Source organism: Aquimarina spongiae, from assembly GCF_900141785.1.
Taxonomy (GTDB): domain Bacteria; phylum Bacteroidota; class Bacteroidia; order Flavobacteriales; family Flavobacteriaceae; genus Aquimarina; species Aquimarina spongiae.
The window spans coordinates 523,972-540,582 of record NZ_FQYP01000003.1; the positions used below are offsets into that span (position 1 = coordinate 523,972).

Here is a 16,611-nt window from a genome sequence, read left to right on the forward strand (position 1 = left end):
CATGAAAAGATATTCATATATGAATCACAATAAAAAATACGTTCTACTGCTATTTGCAATGTTAGTATTGGTATCCTGCCATAGTATTAAGGTGCACAAAACCAACATGCACACCTCGACTACTGCACCCGTAGCTATAGGTGTTATTGGTTTGCAGGACAACGGAATGCTGCAATCAGATTTTAGAGAAGTTGCGTTACCCAAGTACGAAAGTGCTATTCGTCTAGGGGTTTCTAAAGTACAGTTTGATTCAAACACCTACAAAACGTATATACAACAATCAGGAGGCAACAAACACAACATTACTTATATCGATAGCTTAGACACCAAACCTTCCTTCTTGAAAATGGAAATTCTGGATCAGATCACATTGCTTTCTGAACTGAAAAAAGAAGCAAATGCCCATGTAACCGATTTTATTGGAAGTCAAAAAGATGCTGTATTGGTTTCTGCAGTTTCGTTAGCGATCGAACCACAATCCATACAAGAAATTTTGGATGCCGAAGCTGTGTTTTTAGTAAATCAGAGCTACAAACAATATCAGATTTCTTTGGTTCGAGGAGGCAAGTCTTACAAAACCATAGATTTTGCGGCGACTTCTATATTTGGATATCGGCTATCTCATTTTTGCTGGAGTGCCAACTCCAAAAGAAAGATCGTTATCTCTGATCTTATTGATGAAAATTCTTCTTGCCCCAAAAACTCCTATCGGGATGAACGGAAGGCAAAAGAAAAAACAGATTATTTTAAACTATAAACCATGAAAAAGATGATGAAAAAGCCAATTATATATTCCCTATTATTCATAGGAATCCTGTTTGGATGCGAAGAAGCGTTTATAGAAGAGGACCTTACGGACGCTATCATTTCTATCATTGCTCCACAAGATGGAGCGCAGATTGAAGATGCTTCAATAAACTTTAGTTGGACAGAAGTTGATCAGGCTACTTCTTATCGTCTTCAGGTAGCTAGACCCAATTTTGAAAACGCAGCACAAATTGTATTAGACACTACAGTTACTACTTCAAACTTTAATGCTACTCTAGCGAAGAATAGTTACGAATGGCGTGTAAGAGCACAAAATTCTGGTTCGGCTACAGCATATAGTGGAGCTCAGTTTAGTGTAATTGAAGCTGCTGATTTTTCTTCTAGAGAAGTGCTACTAACTTCTCCAGAAAATGAGCTAATTACAAATACCGCAGCCCAAACGTTAACATGGCAAGTGGTTCCCGATGCCAACACCTATCGAATTCGAGTGCTCAATACTGATGATGAAGTACAGCAAGAAGAAACTACCAATCAAACGTCTCTAGCGATTACCTTCCCCGAAGGTGTCTCAAGATGGCAGGTACGCGCAGAAAATGCAACACAAAATACACTTTTTACAACCCGAACATTAACATTGGACACTATGGATCCTAATACACCTGTAGGTACTGCTCCAGCAAACGATGCGACCTTAACAGATACCGAGGTTACCTTTAGCTGGACCAGAGAAGCGGTACAGGGTTCTGTAGAATTTGACAGTATCTATATTTTTGAAGATCAGGCTTTAACTCAACTAGTCACCAAAGATCGGATTACGTCACCTTCAGAAATCACTCTTGAAGCAAGCAAGACGTATTATTGGTTTTTGAAAGCATTTGATGAAGCGCAAAATGAAAGTGCAAATAGTACAACACTTAGATTTACTATAAATTAAATGTCATGTTAAAAGGTAAAAAGGGATTGTATGTTTTGTTACCGCTGGTGGTTTTTATCTGGGGAGCCATCGTCTATCAAATTACTGATGCGTTTTCTGATGATGATCCGATAGCAGTGAATACAACTTCATTTTCATTTTCTAAAGTTGAAAATAAAGAACGTGAACTTTTCACCATAAGTACCGTAGAACGCGACCCATTTTTGGGTACCATTTATAAACCCAAAAAAGTTGTTGAAAAAAAGAGGATTCCCAGAACTGTAAAAACAGAGATTACCTGGCCATCTATTCGATACAAAGGTTTAGTAACTGGTGGTGGTGGAGCTACGGCAATTTATCTTGTAGAAATTAATGGAGCTGATCATTTGATGAAACGAAATGATAGGGTTGAAGAGGTGAAATTGACCCGAGGGAACAAATCATGGGTACAATTACAATACAAAGGAAAGAGCAAACGATTTGAAATCTTGAATTGAAACCTAATACAAAAATAAAGGCTCAGGCAATGCAATTTGCATTGCTGATCTCAGTAGTTATCGCTTTGATCCTGGGGGCATTTTTACTACTCACCCATGTACAGTCTTTTTTCAAAATCAAGTCCAACGAATTGATTCAAGCTTCAGAAATTGCAAATCAACACATCTTGCAATCCCTAGGTGATTCTTTGAAAACCGGAGACACTATATCCAGTGAACAACAGCAAAAAACATTGAAATTGAATTCCAATTTTTATGGAGCCTGGACCAAAGTGTATGCTCAAGTGCAGTCTCATAACCGAAAAGTGCACAAATCGGCTTTGGTAGGTACTGCAAGAACGGATCGTTCTGCAAATTTGTATTTAGCGAATACCAATTCGCCATTAGTAGTGGTAGGAAATACCAGAATTGAAGGAAATGCCTATGTCCCAAAACAAGGATTAAAAGCCGGAAATATCTCTGGAAATTATTACCAAGGATCTCGATTGTATTATGGTAGCGTGTTTGAAAGCAAAACCACTTTGCCACAATTAAAAAAAGAGTGGATCTCTTACCTAGAGTCTTTAAGCAATGGATCCTTTATCGACAATCTGGATAACATTACTTTGGAAAGAGACATCGAAAATAGTTTTTATACTTCTGGTCAAATCATTATAAGTCCCTCTACTATTGTTTTGGGGAACGAAAAAATTGCTGGAAACATAATTATTCAATCCAATACGGCAATCGTTGTAGAACCTACAGCAACCCTACAAAACGTAATACTGGTTGCTCCAAAAATTATAGTAAAAGACAATACCAAAGGTACAATGCAATTGTTTGCTTCTCAAAAACTAACGATTGGAAAAAATTGCTATTTCAATTACCCTTCGACCATTGCTTTTTATGATCAGACCAGGCCTTCTCCTACCCAAAATTACAATACTCAAAATAGAGATATTGATTTCAGCATAGATAAAGGTACATTGATAGAAGGTAGTGTTGTTTACCTACAAAAACACACAAGTACTCAAAATCGAATCAAAACTCATTTAAAAATGGCGCCTGGGACCGAAGTAATCGGGGAGATCTATTGCCAGGGCAGCATGGATTTTGAAGGTATTGTACGAGGAGCAGTATATACACAACAATTCATTGCCAATCAATCGGGTTCGATTTATCTTAATCATATCTACAACGGCAAAATATTGACCAACCCCATCCCGAATTACGCAGGATTACCTTTTGAAAACACCTCTAATTCTGTTGCACAATGGCTATACTAAAAAAAATACGAGGTGCCACACTTATCGAGACGTTGACCGCCTCGGTATTGATTATTATTGTATTTATGATCGCTAGTCTAAGTTTCAATAATATTTTTAATAACCATATCAAAAGAGATCAGAGTGGTATAAACAATAGGATCAAAGAATTGCATTACTTAACGATTCATCAAAAAATTAAACTCCCGTATGTTGAGGATTATAACGATTGGGAGATACAAGTGATCAATCAAAAAAACACCACTATTATCACCTATAGGAAAGAAGGAGTTGAACACCTTAAACGAATACATGTGGAATGAAAAAATTGGGTGGTAAAATAAAAGCATTTACACTTACTGAGGTCATGGTAGTTATTGTAATATCAGCTATTGTTGCTGGATTGGCATTTTCTATCCTGAACCTAGTACAACACAATATGAGAAGTATTGAAGATAATTATGCGCAAAAATCAGAATTGCAATCGCTAGAGGTGGCATTGACCATTGACTTTAATCGATATACAAACGCACAATGGCTTGCAAGAGAAGAAGTCCTGGTTTTGTCCTCTCCAATACATCAAAAACAATATCGTTTTATGGGAGATAGTATTGTAACAAACGAGCAATCCTTTAAGGTAAATCTAAAAGAAAAATCATTTCTTTTTGAAGGAGCATCCGTAAATTCTGGATCCATTGACGCAATTAAGCTTACCTTTGACAATACTGCTCGACTACATCAGATTTTTGTATTCAAGCACAATGATCCTACAATTCATTTTTAAGTATGGGGATAAAGATAACAGATACCAAAAAACAAAAAATAAGCGAGGATTCGTTTGATATTTCTGAGATCCTAACCAGAGAAATTTCTTTATTCGGAAATGCTTTTTCGAATAAGAAAAAAGAACAATGGTATGCTGAGCTTAACATCTTACTAAAATCCGGTATTGATCTGAAAAGTGGACTCGAATTACTTTCAGAAACACAAAAAAAGGCTAAAGATCGTGATTTGATGGCAACCATGTTATCGCAACTTGTTGCCGGTAGTTCTTTTTCAGAAATCATCAAAAAGAATAGCAACTTTAGCGATTACGAATACTATGCAATCCAGATCGGAGAACAGACTGGACAATTGGCACAAATCACACTAGAACTAAGTGACTTTTACAAAAGAAAAAATGATCTGAAAAGAGAGATTGTATCTGCCCTTACCTATCCCATTATTGTATTGTGTACTGCACTTATCGTGATCTTTTTTATGCTGCGGTATGTGGTACCCATGTTCGTTGATATTTTTAAACAAAACAAGGTAGATTTACCCGATATTACCGAAGGGATTATCAATTTTTCAAATTTTGTATCCGATAATGGCTGGGTGCTTTTGATCTTCTTATTGACAGTAATTGGAAGTATAATCTTGGTATCAAAAAAACCATGGTTTCGAAAGATTTTGGGAAGTATTCAAATCAAGCTTCCAATTTTGGGTAATTATTTCAGAAAAATATATATGGCGCAGTTTACCCAAGCCCTTTCTTTACTAACCTCCGCCAAAGTACCTATGGTAGACAGTATTAATCTGGTAAAAAACATGATCAACTTCTACCCGCTACAAGAAGGTTTGCGCAAAACAAACACAGCAGTAATCGCGGGAGATAAACTAAGTGTCGCTTTTGCAAAAAGCCCTGTTTTTGATAAGAAAATGATTGCCATGGTTCGTGTGGCAGAAGAAACCAATCAGACCGAGTTTATTTTTCAGAAACTGAATGAGCAATACAACCAACAGGTGAAACATCAATCTCAAGTGATCTCGAATGTACTTAATCCATTATTAACGATTATCGTAGGGATTATAGTAGGGGTAATATTAATTGCGATGTATTTACCAATGTTCAGACTCAGTAGCGTAATTGGATAGGAACGCCCCTAAAAATTAGGGTTGTTTTCCTTGATAATAAAAAAATAAAATACTTACATTTACTTAACTTTTCGTAAGCCCAAAAGAGTGTAATTGGAATACAACAAGGTAACTCTTAACATAACATAAATGAAAAGTATCAACACCAATACAATTCTTCAGATTGTAGCACTCTTATTTTTGGTCATAATCGGGTACATGACCTTCAGTTCTGGCTCTAATTGGAAAATTATCAAGTCAGAATTAGACAGAGCCAGAGAAGAGCTGGACACTTCAAAAAAAATAGTCACCACTACCAAAGCTGAGCTAGAAAGCTCAAAAAAGGAATTTGAGAAAATGAAGGCTCAAAAAGATCTAATTATTCATAAAAGAGATTCTTTGATTCTGGATTTTAAACGAAAAAATGCCAAAGATTGGGAAGAATTACAACGCATTAAAGATTCGATAACGCTTGTAAATGATCAACTTGCCAAGGACAGAGCCATTGTTGATGGTCTTTTGGGGCTGGATTGATGCTTTCTTTTATTACTCACCACATTCTATACGATATTCTAAAAACACAAGTCATGAAAAAATTAGTCGTTCTTTCTCTATTGTTTCTATCTTCTTTTTCTTTTGGACAAGATACTGATTCGCTAAAAGTTATTGAAATTCCAAGTTCGTATGCGGATCGCGTAGGCGAACCATTACAGGTAAAACAAGATAGTTTATATCTTTTTCGGACCTCTGATGTATACCTGGTTAATGTAAAATCCTTTACCGCACTAAGAAACGTATATTTAAGTACCTTGGATCAAGATAAAATGACTAAGGATCTTATCGAAAAATATTCGCAGACCTTGCGAAGAAACATTGATTTGGAGCGTAAACTAAAAATCAATTTTCAAGCTTCAGACAGTCTGGATTTAGAAATTTACAAGCGTACTCAAGCGACCTTGGCCAATACCCAAAAAGCATTGGACTATACATTGAATAGTCTAGAAAAAGCATCCAACAGTTTGGAGATTGTGGACAAAAACACCAAAAGACAACGCAGAAAGAGTGCTTTCGAAAAATTTCTTTTTGCGTTGGGAGGTATAGGAATTGGTGTAATTGTTGGGGTATCTTTATAAAATATGTGAAAGAGAGGGCCCACTTTGGTCTAATGACTAAGCAAACCCTCTCAGAGCTACTTCCCCTAGCATCGTTAATTGCAACCCAGATCCGTTTTAGACTGTGGATCATTGTTTGGAAAACAATTTCCAGAGTTTACCGCAACAGGTGCGTAACGAATCAAATTTGGGTCTCGCAAACTATTCTTTATAAATAATGTCAGGTTATCAATCTGTTTCTTAGTTAGGTTTATTGTCCCAAACTGCGAAGCAAGGTTTTGAACTGGCACTTCACTATTTTGAGCAATTCCTTCATTCTTGTATCGAATTACTTCTCTAATTCTTGTAAAGGTTCCTCCATGACCAAAAAATCTGTGATCTATTAAATTGTATAATGTTGGAGTCTTGAACTTAAAATCATCCGTAGTATTTTGCGTAAATCCACCTCTTCCTTTTTTCACATTCTCAAAACCTACAGGATCAACCACAATGGCAAGACTTGAGTTATCAAAATCTCCCATCCCAAACGAATGAAAGCCTTTATCATTTAAAGCTGGCCCTGTATGACATTCATAACATTTCGCTTTCCCGAAAAAGACCATAGCACCACGTTTTTCTTCTTTGGTTAATGCACTAGTATCACCTTTTAACCATTGTTGCCAAGGTGATTGATTGGGTAGTACGGTACGTTCATAAGCGGCGATTGCCAAAGCTGCGGTATTGGTAGAGTATCTTTCATTTACTGGCACATCAGGAAAAGCATCATCAAACATTTGTTTATACCCAAAGGTATTTACAAAGTTTTCGTCAACCAGTAATCTATGTACACCTTGACCTTTGATAGCCTGTACCTCTACTCCTTGAAATCCTAAAAAGTTCTCTGGTATATTAGTCCAACTTGATTCTGTACCCGCATTGGTTCCCGTACCTCCAAACTGCCCGTTCCAGAGCATCACGTCTTGATAAGCCACGTTCAATACCGTTGGAGACCGAATAGGCTGAATATCCACTAAATCGACTGCAGTATTTGGATCAATGATTCTTCCTCTTCCATTTATTCCAAATCCAAGGCCTGCCTCTCCTACTCCTTGTCGGAGTCCTGCACTAAATCCTGCAGCTACATGATGGCAAGATGCACATGAGTACGTAAATAGATTCGAAGGCACCTTGGGACTGCCTCCCATAGCAGTTTCATGAAATAACAACTGACCAAGTTCTACTTTTTCAACAGTAATTGGGTTTAAAGGATCTTGAGGAATATTGCTAAAGTCATCACTATCCGGGAGTGTAAAAAAAGGTGCTCCAATTCCTCCCGAAGCATCCTCTAGAGCTTTTGTCAGATTCTTATCTAACCCATTCCCATTTCCATTTTTTATGGAGACGATCGGGTTCTGTCCTTGATTTTCATCCAAAGAAACATACTCTTCCGGTTCGCAAGAGAAATGTACTACCACTAAAATCAAAAAGTATAATTTTTTCATACGCCAAAGTTTTTACTTACTAATTTGCTTTATATACCAAACCAAGAGAAATGGCAGAAGCTCTGTCATAATTCCTTCCATTCATATTCACCGTATATCCAGAAGAAATACCGATGCTATTTTTGTACACTGGTACATATAGATCAAAATAGAAATTGGTGTAATCCACTTCTGTTTCAGGCAGTGCTGCTGGTCCTCCTGCTGCTACGAATTCGGGAGATCCAATATCAAATCCACTCAAAGAATTTTGAATCCCCACTTTGGCATGTGCATAAAACCACTTGTTATAGTACCCTAGCTTAGCGCTATAGATCGTGGCATTGGGAACTTCAAAATCAGAATTATTTCTTAGGCTATATGCCGCTTGTAACTCGACAAAAATGTTTGATGCTGTTGCCAATTGAATAAAACCACAACCATCAAAAGCGGTAGCTCCACTACCCAAAGACAATATTGCTGCTTCTTCATATCCTCCAACAGGCAAGGTAACTCCTGTAGCACCCCCAATCGCGAGCTTGGTCGAATTATCGAATTGTTTATCTATAATCTTTGCCTTCATGAACAGGCTCAAATCCTGTACTCCTGAAACTTGACTTTCTTGTAACACAGGATCAGGAACGCCTTCTTCATTTTCCATAGAGATATAAGGCACATTGATGGTAGTTGATAACCAATCCAGTACTCCGTACTCTCCATACACACTTACAATAGAAGACGTAATTTCTCCCATATTCATCGGATTATTTTTGGACAAGCTCTCCCCTCTGTAAAAGTTATCGAAACTTTTGTACGAATAGGATGTAGCGACTGTAAGGTCATTTTTCTTCGGAAAAAAACCATTGATAAGAGTCTGTGCGGATACCGATGAAATCGTTAAAAAGCACAGGATCCAGATGGCTTGTTTTGATTGGATTAGATGTAACATAATTGTATAATTTAGGTTTTAAAAGTATGTTCTACTCTTGTGATTAATAGGTATTGAGAATCCTAATCTAAAATAGATACAGGAACAAAGTATACCTAGATCCAAAAACCAACATTCTACACACAAAAGACTCTTATCCTGGTGTTTTTGGACACTAATTTTTCAGTAAAATTGTAAAGAGAACGATTAAAAGGGGTAACTTTAGTTGTTACTGGTGATCGGTGTTTTATTATTGTTTTTATTAAGACTCCAATCATAGGTTATATAATTCCTATCTGTTAATCTTAGATTTTTACTAATCTTGACATTGGCATAACGATTAATAAAATCGATCACATCAACATTCTGAGAAGTAAAGTCTTTTTCGTACCATTTAAATAATTCAGAAATTCGAACTACACTAGAATTGATCTGATTTCGTTGCGGATCATTGATAAATTCGCGTGTTCGTTCCTCAAGCGATTCATTGATATTGGCGCTGGTATACGCTCTGTTCCACAGACGTGGTGAGGACATAGAACCGCAATTGAGTAAAAAGTGAATCCTAGGATCTCCAAATTTTCTCAAAATATCGTGTTCAATATCATCTAGGCTATACCTAACATTTTGAGATTTGAATACTTTTCGTTTCCAGGGATTTTCAATATCGTTAATGGTTTTGATAGGGTATTCGTCTATGATCATTTTCATAGCGGTAGCATTGTATACATTGAGCCAATACGCTAGTTTCTCTTCTCTACTCCAATTCTCTTTTGGAGAAATCGTTTGAAGAGATCTGAAATACGTGTAAAAAACGACTGCAATACTAGTCACACCATCATAATCCACAAGGCCATCGTCGGTAACATTGAGAATTAAAATTTGATCCCAAGAAGAATGATCTACAACTTCTTTTTGACAATAAATACTACTAAATAGAAACAGGAATATAATCCAAAGGTTAGCTTTAAGAGATTTCATTTGTTAGTTATTTTGGGGGTTAATAGTTTATGTTACAGAATTATGATTTCTCTAACATATATAAGCTAATTTATAAAAAAAAATGTTAAACAGTTATGTTTTATGGTCATTACGGTGATATCTGTAAACATTTTGTGGTTTTATAACAATAAATTGTAATTTACTTACTGTAAAACCATTGTTTGATCATTTCTAAAATCATAAAACGGAATTTCGTCAAAAGAAAATCTATTTTAATTTTCTGGTTTTCAATCAAATAAAATATTCTTTTTCCTTAACAAAAGGGAGAGAAGAGAATTTTAAAACCTATTTTTTTGCACGATTTCCATCAATTGTGCTTTGTAGTTTCTACCTATTGGAATTTGCATAGAAGCGATGTTGATTTTATTATCGGCTATAGATTTTATCTTATCAACTGCAATGATAAACGATTTATGTACGCGTATAAAATTATTTCCTTGCAAGTTTTCTTCTGCCTGTTTCATAGTAATCAGCGCTAAGTGTCTTTTACCATCTACGGTATGAAAAGCAATATAATTTTGCATAGCCTCTACATACAAGATATCCTTTACATAGATCTTTTCGTAGGTCTTATCATTTTTCACAAAGAAATAATCGATATCACTTGCCTTGGATGTTTTATTTGCGGATGCGTCTTGAACTTGCTTAAACTCCCATACTTTCTTTACTGCTTTAAAAAACCGATTAAAGGTGATCGGTTTTAGCAGGTAATCCATAACATCTAACTCAAACCCTTCTAGGGCATAATTAGGAAACGCCGTAGTAAGAATTACTGAAGGTCTTTGATTTGTAATTTTCAAGAATTCGATTCCATTCATTACCGGCATTTGGATATCCAAGAAGATAAGATCGATCTCTTGATGTTCCATTAGTTCGATGAGTTGTACAGGGTTATTCCCTTCTCCAACCAACTTCAAAAAATCAATTTCTCGTATATAGTTGGCAATACATTCTCTTGCCAAAGGTTCGTCATCTATTATTACACATTGTATTATCATCAACTTTTATATTACGATACTTTAAAAGATAATTCTCTTACTTCCGGATAGGCTTCTAACTCTTTGGTGGTATCCAATTGAATTTGCAAACGAAGTTTATACTTATCTAATTCTTTTGAAATTTCTAGTACATGCAGATCTGGGTAAATCAGGGCCAATCTGCGCTTTACATTTACTAATCCGATACCATTACTTTTTATGACATCCGTATTGTTATGAACTTGGGCCACACTATTGCTTACTTCCATATAGAGACTGGAACCATTTATAGTAATATGAATAGAAATCCAATTGTCTTGCAAATGGGTTTGGGAAACATGTTTAAACGCATTTTCGATAAAAGGCATCAGAATAAATGGCGCAATATCTAATTGATCATTGGTAGCTTGTGGTAAATTGAAATCACATCGCACACTATTGTCCAAACGTAAACTACCCAATTCTATAAAATTATTAAGGTAATTGAGTTCTTGCTCTACAGAAATCTTTGATGCATTACATTCATATAATTGATACCGTAGCAGATCAGAAAATTTAGCTAATGAATCGGATGCTTTATCTGGGTTTTTGTGAATCAATACAAAAATCGAATTGATGGTATTAAACAAAAAATGAGGATTAAATTGAGATCGTAAAAACTTGAGTTCCGTTTCTATTTTTTCTTTCTCTAATTCTTGTTCTCTTTTTCGTGTTTCGATCCAATTTTTACCCAACTTAATACTCATTGCCAAGGTCATACTGGCGATAGTAGATGACAATGCATTAGATTTAAAAAGATCCCAATAAGCACTGGTTGGTTTCTTAAACAATTCTTCAAAAGGCAGCCCGGTGATGGCAGGCGTTAAATAATAACCACTTACGATAAAAGAAGCGGTAATCATGATCGTGAGAAAAAGTGCAAAAAGATAAATTTTATATCTCCCGGTTATTAAGTACTTTGGGATTAGGTAGTAAAGGTTAAAATAAACCGCTAATGCCTGAAACACCACATAAAAAACAAACTTGGTAGTGTAGGGTGAAAATAAGATGTTATCAATAGCTTGTACAGGATCTCCTACTGATATCGACCACCATGCAAAATGATAAACCATCCAAAAGACCAGGTGGTAAATTTTATATTTATAAAACCAATTCAACATATTTTTAAGTAACGATCACTATAGCTTCTTAGCTATGAAATTATATAATTTATGGTAGATTACCCAATTTTAAGGGTTGGATTAAAAACTTAAATGCTCATTTAAAAAAGGAAGTACTCTTGTGGTAAAACGCCCGTGGTTTCCCCAATACTTATTCCACGGATCTCCTACAAACTCTTCTCCCACGTGGGCAATTCCTAAATCCATCAGTTTTTTACTAAATCTTCTATTCGAAATCACATGTGCCTGAGTAGGGTCAAAACGCGCCCAATCAAATGCAATAGCTTTTAGATTTTGCAGATTTACCGCATAACGATCTAAAGCTTCATCCAAATGAAATTCCTTTTGTTCCTTTCTGACGTTTTTTGGATGCAGATGTAATGTTTGATCCTCTTGTTTTTCGAATAAAAAATCTGCGTACAAAGGTGGTCGGTTGGGGTTTGGTAAAAACGCCTGACAAATACTGGCGAAAATTTGAGTTCTTCCTGTACCTACCAAATCATCATAAGATGTAGCCGAATGGATCTTGCTCCAGTCTACACCAATCCCAGATCTGGGCAAGTAGCCAGAACCCGTAGCAACAGGATGCATTGCATATACGATCCCGAATAACTCTGGATAGGCCATTCCTAATTTTAAAGCTCCCCGGCCTCCCATAAAATCTCCTATCACAGCCCTGCTGTTTTTGTTAGCAATTGTTCGAAACTCTTTATCTACATAAGGCACCAATTCTTTGGTAATAAAATCTAACCAATGACCACTGGTACTTGAATTCTCGAATAAACTACCCAAGGTTGGTGAAGTAAAATCAGCGACCACCAAAATGAAAGCTTTGGATGTACCTTCCTGAATATTATTATCAATAAGTGTAGTTACTTTTCGATTTTTGATGATGACTTCGGGGCTGTCGAATATACTATGCAAGTAATAAACAACAGGATACTTTTGATTAGACATTATGTAATCGGGCGGAAGATACACCTGAAGATTTCTCCTTACATCGATACCGATTTTATTCTCTTTCAAAAACTCAGACTCTAGTGTTTTGACCTCAAGACTTCCTTTCATTGCATCCTGGGCTGGGATAGTTATGCAGCACATAAAAATCAACAAAAAACAAAAACGGTTTAGTAATATTCTGAAACTCATACTATTCATTTTTTAGTGTTTATAGTATCAAAAAACAGTTAAATGTACCCATTAAGGCTATGGTACGCATTTCAGAATTAGGTAAGCCCTCAAAATATTGACCAACGACACGATTTTGTAAACAAACGTCATATTGACGAATTAAATCACTGATTTTGAATCCAAAATGGACAAACAATATCGTTGATACAGCTTTTACAACCGTTGGTCAATCCCTTTTTGTTTGCAGTAAGTCTTGCTGTTAATTTGAGTTCGAACCAATAAAAAACTTAGATGAACACTTTGTCATTCAACCTATTTATTCTGCTTTTGTTTTTAATGTTACCTAATCATTTTTACGGGCAACAAAACACAACGCTTTCCCTTCAATTACAAACCAAATCAATTACCGAAAGAGCCAAAGACACAGTATTGAACTTAGAAATACGAGGGAGCGTGCCACCATTATCCTGGGTAAAAGGTATTCCACTTACCGACACAAATACCGATGGGATTTATACGGTTTGTCTGGACTTTGAAATTACTGAAAATACCGATGTCTACTTTAAATACGCTCTCAACGGATTTGAATGGGAAGCTGAGGATGCAAGAAAAATCACTTTAAAACCGGGAGGTACCCACAACTTTTCTCATGACTTTCAATACATCAAACGTCCACGAAACCCATTTAAAAAGTTCGTTGGGAAATGGACCTTAAAAGATGACTTATGGCAACAAGGAAATACTGAGGAGACCATAACCACATTAAAAATCCCAGGGCATATCACGACCTGTCAAGAAGTGAATACAGACACTAGTATATTATGCGTTATTGAAGCTACATCTGCCAAAGGACACGTGTTATGGGGATACAATCATGATACCCAAAAAATACAGCATCTATCTAATTTTTTGCCTTTTCGTAATGGTGTAGGTGATGGTCGTTTTTCCAAAAATGGAGATATCCAGCTCAAGGTTTCTTTTCAGGGTGAGCCAGAGGGAACTTATAGAGTATACAATTATATCTGGATCAATGAAAATGAATACTTGTTAGAATCTAACCAGTTTGATGCAAATGATCAACCTACCGGGAATTTTTATGGAGGAACCTTTGTGAGAATAGATCAATCTTCTTCTTTATCTATGGTGCATCCCAAAGATACTAGTGAGGTAAAGACAATCTTTAAAACACTAGACGATAATACGCTGAAAGCCTCGGAAAAATTAAACGTTTGGATCGATGATCTAGTTCATATGGCACCAGATAACGACGTGATCACCGCCAAAGAGCAATTAAGGACCTATCTAGAAAAACAAAATACCTATGGAAATGTGGTCATGCAACATCAAATCGTTGATCTGTACTCATATCCAGAAATCGCTATTGTACGGGGCAAAGTTACCGGAACATTTACCTCAAAAGACACGAGCAATACTGTTCCTTTTGAAACCAAAAATCTTTTTGTTTTCAAACGACAAGAAGATCATTCTTTAAAAATATGGAAAGTCATCTACAATCATTCACCTATTAAAACACAAACAAAATGAAACCCATAATTATCCTAGCTATACTTGTATCAGGTATTTTTTTATCATGTACCAATGTAAAAGCCAAGAAAGAGCATCAAAGTTCCCTTTTGGAGACTAAGAAAACCTCTCGTTCATTAACTTCTCAAATAAATGAGTTAAATCAAATACTAATTGATGCAGCGATAACTCAGGATTTTGACAAAGCAAAGCACATCTATGCAGAAGATGCATTATTACTCACTGATTTTAATCCAATCATTGATGGGAGAACCCACATCACCCAATTTTATACAGCACTGTTTGGCAGACAACAGTTAACCACCTATACCAAAACCACTACCGAGATCATTGATCTGGGTGAATGTATTCTAGAAATTGGAATATTCGATAAATCCTTCCAAAATCAGGAACCTCAAAACGGAAAATATTTTAATGTCTGGCAACCTCAACCAGATGGTTCTTTGCAATTAACCTCTGAATCTTTTGGGTATAGTCATGAAACACCAAACCAAAGCGCATTAGTGGTAGAAGCATTGAAAAACAATACCTCTATCAAAACCTCTAGAAACATTAAAGCCATACCCAAAGAGATCAGGACTTACTATCGATTAACTGAAGAGCATTCCAAAGAACGAAATCCGGATAAGGCAATGAAATTATTTACCCAAGACGCTACCTACTATCGATTTGCCAAAAAAGAAGTTCATGGTTTTGATGTGATCGCAAAATACTATACCGATTATTACAGTAACCCGGTCACCATCGACTCTATCAAAGTAAAGCCATACCACTACCATAAGGTAAAAGATGGCTACCTATCCTATACGCAATTTTATGTAGAATGGACTGTCCCAAATTTCTCCGGAATAACCCAAGGGACAGGCCTGGTATACCTAAAAAAAGACAATAATGGCTTTTTACAAAGACATCGTCTTATCGGATTTCGCTCACCACAAAATCACTAAAAACACCTTTCAAAATGATACGAATTACAATTATCTTATTAGTTTTGATTTGCACTATCGCTTCTTTTTCGCCTATGTTATACACAAATAACGAAGCTGAAGAGATCGCTATCCTGAACACAAATACGAATAGCGAGCTAGATCAAAAGATCAACACCTTGAATAAAAAATTAATCAATGCCGCCAAGAGTAAGGACTTCAGTAGTGTAAAACAGATATATACCGATGACGCACTCTTACTTACTGATTATCATCCCATCATCGATGGTATTTCCAATATTGAAATTTACTATTCAAATATCTTTCAAAAACAAGATGTTACTATCTACACCAAAGAAACTACCGAAATCTTAGATCTTGGGAATCGTATTATGGAAATTGGTACTTTTCAAAAAACCTGTACGAATATGGAGCCCTTACACGGAAAATACTGGAACGTCTGGAAACCTCTTGAAGACGGGCAATTACGGCTAGAATCCGAATCTTTTGGGTACTCTCATAAAGTAGCAGATCTTGTGCCAATACTAGTGAAGGAGATTCAGGAAAAAGCACCAGGTCCTGATATCAGAAATGGAAAAAAGATACTCCCCGAGTTACAAGCGTACGATGCCTTTGGAAAAGAGCATGTAAGAGAGCGAAATGTTGAAAAAGTAATTTGTACATATACTGAAGATTGTAAATATTATCGCTTTGCAAATACAGTAATCGAAGGCAGAGAAAATTTGGAAGAATATTATAAAGGATACTACGGACATCCGGTTACCATAGATAGTATAAGTATATCAACCTATGACTATACCCAAGTAAACAATGGATTTATCAAATACTCTAAATTCTATGTAGAATGGACGGTTCCCGATTTCTCCGGAAAAACAGAAGGAACCAATACCATATTCTGGAGAAGAGAAGAAGATTGCACATTAAAAAAGCATCGATTGATAGGGTTTCATCTACCAGATACAAATTAGAAGTTAATGTGAAATAAACTTTATGCAAGTAACAAGCCGCACTCAAATTCTATATTTGAGGTTACG

At 36.0% G+C, this 16,611-nt stretch carries 18 protein-coding genes; 12 read left to right on the forward strand and 6 right to left on the reverse strand.

Translation table 11 applies throughout. The annotated features are described in order from the left end of the window. Position 1 precedes the first annotated feature (1 nt). The 9 genes from BUE24_RS09630 to BUE24_RS09670 all read left to right on the forward strand — a co-directional run bounded on the left by BUE24_RS09630 (position 2) and on the right by BUE24_RS09670 (position 6,451). Positions 2–757, forward strand: coding sequence for a hypothetical protein (locus BUE24_RS09630; RefSeq protein WP_139241957.1), 756 nt, complete (start codon positions 2–4; stop codon positions 755–757). Between the two features lie 3 nt (positions 758–760). Continuing rightward, a complete protein-coding gene (locus BUE24_RS09635) occupies positions 761–1,702 on the forward strand; it encodes a hypothetical protein (RefSeq protein WP_084549469.1) in 942 nt (313 codons plus the stop codon). 5 nt (positions 1,703–1,707) lie between these two features. Further along, complete coding sequence (locus BUE24_RS09640; protein WP_073315784.1) at positions 1,708–2,178, forward strand: hypothetical protein; 471 nt, start codon at positions 1,708–1,710, stop codon at positions 2,176–2,178. Positions 2,179–2,207: 29 nt separating this feature from the next. Continuing rightward, the gene (locus BUE24_RS09645) at positions 2,208–3,443 is read left to right on the forward strand and encodes a hypothetical protein (RefSeq protein ID WP_139241958.1); all 1,236 of its coding nucleotides are present in this window, start codon (positions 2,208–2,210) and stop codon (positions 3,441–3,443) included. Next, entirely contained in the window at positions 3,431–3,745 is a 315-nt protein-coding gene (locus tag BUE24_RS09650) for a hypothetical protein (RefSeq protein ID WP_073315786.1), read from the forward strand. The genes BUE24_RS09645 and BUE24_RS09650 overlap by 13 nt, the downstream gene beginning before the upstream one ends. Then, positions 3,742–4,206: a PulJ/GspJ family protein gene (locus BUE24_RS09655; protein WP_073315787.1), complete on the forward strand. Its 465-nt coding sequence runs from the start codon at positions 3,742–3,744 to the stop codon at positions 4,204–4,206. Before BUE24_RS09650 ends, BUE24_RS09655 begins: the two co-directional genes overlap by 4 nt. Before the next feature lie 2 nt (positions 4,207–4,208). Further along, the gene (locus BUE24_RS09660; protein ID WP_073315788.1) at positions 4,209–5,339 is read left to right on the forward strand and encodes a type II secretion system F family protein; all 1,131 of its coding nucleotides are present in this window, start codon (positions 4,209–4,211) and stop codon (positions 5,337–5,339) included. Positions 5,340–5,468: 129 nt separating this feature from the next. Continuing rightward, positions 5,469–5,852: a hypothetical protein gene (locus BUE24_RS09665; RefSeq protein ID WP_073315789.1), complete on the forward strand. Its 384-nt coding sequence runs from the start codon at positions 5,469–5,471 to the stop codon at positions 5,850–5,852. Positions 5,853–5,905: 53 nt separating this feature from the next. Continuing rightward, on the forward strand, positions 5,906–6,451 hold the full coding sequence (locus BUE24_RS09670) for a hypothetical protein (RefSeq protein WP_073315790.1): 546 nt from the start codon (positions 5,906–5,908) through the stop codon (positions 6,449–6,451). 74 nt (positions 6,452–6,525) lie between these two features. Here BUE24_RS09670 and BUE24_RS09675 read toward each other — a convergent pair whose 3' ends face one another. The 6 genes from BUE24_RS09675 to BUE24_RS09700 all read right to left on the reverse strand — a co-directional run bounded on the left by BUE24_RS09675 (position 6,526) and on the right by BUE24_RS09700 (position 13,103). Beyond that, a complete protein-coding gene (locus BUE24_RS09675) occupies positions 6,526–7,911 on the reverse strand; it encodes a cytochrome-c peroxidase (RefSeq protein WP_073315791.1) in 1,386 nt (461 codons plus the stop codon). Between the two features lie 19 nt (positions 7,912–7,930). Further along, a complete protein-coding gene (locus tag BUE24_RS09680; RefSeq protein WP_073315792.1) occupies positions 7,931–8,836 on the reverse strand; it encodes a transporter in 906 nt (301 codons plus the stop codon). A 201-nt stretch (positions 8,837–9,037) separates the two neighbouring features. Beyond that, complete coding sequence (locus tag BUE24_RS09685) at positions 9,038–9,796, reverse strand: DUF547 domain-containing protein (protein WP_084549470.1); 759 nt, start codon at positions 9,794–9,796, stop codon at positions 9,038–9,040. Between the two features lie 299 nt (positions 9,797–10,095). Continuing rightward, positions 10,096–10,815: a LytR/AlgR family response regulator transcription factor gene (locus BUE24_RS09690; protein WP_073315793.1), complete on the reverse strand. Its 720-nt coding sequence runs from the start codon at positions 10,813–10,815 to the stop codon at positions 10,096–10,098. 11 nt (positions 10,816–10,826) lie between these two features. Further along, positions 10,827–11,954, reverse strand: a complete 1,128-nt coding sequence (locus BUE24_RS09695) for a sensor histidine kinase (RefSeq protein WP_073315794.1) — start codon at positions 11,952–11,954, stop codon at positions 10,827–10,829. Between the two features lie 81 nt (positions 11,955–12,035). Continuing rightward, on the reverse strand, positions 12,036–13,103 hold the full coding sequence (locus tag BUE24_RS09700) for an alpha/beta hydrolase (protein WP_170864581.1): 1,068 nt from the start codon (positions 13,101–13,103) through the stop codon (positions 12,036–12,038). Positions 13,104–13,376: 273 nt separating this feature from the next. On the opposite strand from BUE24_RS09700, the gene BUE24_RS09705 reads away from it, so the two are divergent. The 3 genes from BUE24_RS09705 to BUE24_RS09715 are packed head-to-tail and all read left to right on the forward strand — an operon-like array spanning position 13,377 to position 16,545. Next, entirely contained in the window at positions 13,377–14,630 is a 1,254-nt protein-coding gene (locus BUE24_RS09705) for a Cif family virulence factor (protein WP_073315795.1), read from the forward strand. Beyond that, the gene (locus BUE24_RS09710) at positions 14,627–15,577 is read left to right on the forward strand and encodes a YybH family protein (RefSeq protein ID WP_073315796.1); all 951 of its coding nucleotides are present in this window, start codon (positions 14,627–14,629) and stop codon (positions 15,575–15,577) included. The genes BUE24_RS09705 and BUE24_RS09710 overlap by 4 nt, the downstream gene beginning before the upstream one ends. A 14-nt stretch (positions 15,578–15,591) precedes the next feature. Then, positions 15,592–16,545, forward strand: a complete 954-nt coding sequence (locus tag BUE24_RS09715; protein WP_073315797.1) for a YybH family protein — start codon at positions 15,592–15,594, stop codon at positions 16,543–16,545. Positions 16,546–16,611: the final 66 nt, after the last annotated feature.

Coding starts and splice junctions, on each gene's coding strand:
- BUE24_RS09665 (WP_073315789.1), top strand. CDS start 5,469: ATGAAAAGTATCAACACCAATACAATTCTTCAGATTGTAGCACTCTTA.
- BUE24_RS09650 (WP_073315786.1), top strand. CDS start 3,431: ATGGCTATACTAAAAAAAATACGAGGTGCCACACTTATCGAGACGTTG.
- BUE24_RS09680 (WP_073315792.1), bottom strand. CDS start 8,836: ATGTTACATCTAATCCAATCAAAACAAGCCATCTGGATCCTGTGCTTT.
- BUE24_RS09660 (WP_073315788.1), top strand. CDS start 4,209: ATGGGGATAAAGATAACAGATACCAAAAAACAAAAAATAAGCGAGGAT.
- BUE24_RS09655 (WP_073315787.1), top strand. CDS start 3,742: ATGAAAAAATTGGGTGGTAAAATAAAAGCATTTACACTTACTGAGGTC.
- BUE24_RS09640 (WP_073315784.1), top strand. CDS start 1,708: ATGTTAAAAGGTAAAAAGGGATTGTATGTTTTGTTACCGCTGGTGGTT.
- BUE24_RS09670 (WP_073315790.1), top strand. CDS start 5,906: ATGAAAAAATTAGTCGTTCTTTCTCTATTGTTTCTATCTTCTTTTTCT.
- BUE24_RS09685 (WP_084549470.1), bottom strand. CDS start 9,796: ATGAAATCTCTTAAAGCTAACCTTTGGATTATATTCCTGTTTCTATTT.
- BUE24_RS09635 (WP_084549469.1), top strand. CDS start 761: ATGAAAAAGATGATGAAAAAGCCAATTATATATTCCCTATTATTCATA.
- BUE24_RS09630 (WP_139241957.1), top strand. CDS start 2: ATGAAAAGATATTCATATATGAATCACAATAAAAAATACGTTCTACTG.
- BUE24_RS09695 (WP_073315794.1), bottom strand. CDS start 11,954: ATGTTGAATTGGTTTTATAAATATAAAATTTACCACCTGGTCTTTTGG.
- BUE24_RS09645 (WP_139241958.1), top strand. CDS start 2,208: ATGCAATTTGCATTGCTGATCTCAGTAGTTATCGCTTTGATCCTGGGG.
- BUE24_RS09690 (WP_073315793.1), bottom strand. CDS start 10,815: ATGATAATACAATGTGTAATAATAGATGACGAACCTTTGGCAAGAGAA.
- BUE24_RS09715 (WP_073315797.1), top strand. CDS start 15,592: ATGATACGAATTACAATTATCTTATTAGTTTTGATTTGCACTATCGCT.
- BUE24_RS09700 (WP_170864581.1), bottom strand. CDS start 13,103: ATGAGTTTCAGAATATTACTAAACCGTTTTTGTTTTTTGTTGATTTTT.
- BUE24_RS09710 (WP_073315796.1), top strand. CDS start 14,627: ATGAAACCCATAATTATCCTAGCTATACTTGTATCAGGTATTTTTTTA.
- BUE24_RS09675 (WP_073315791.1), bottom strand. CDS start 7,911: ATGAAAAAATTATACTTTTTGATTTTAGTGGTAGTACATTTCTCTTGC.
- BUE24_RS09705 (WP_073315795.1), top strand. CDS start 13,377: ATGAACACTTTGTCATTCAACCTATTTATTCTGCTTTTGTTTTTAATG.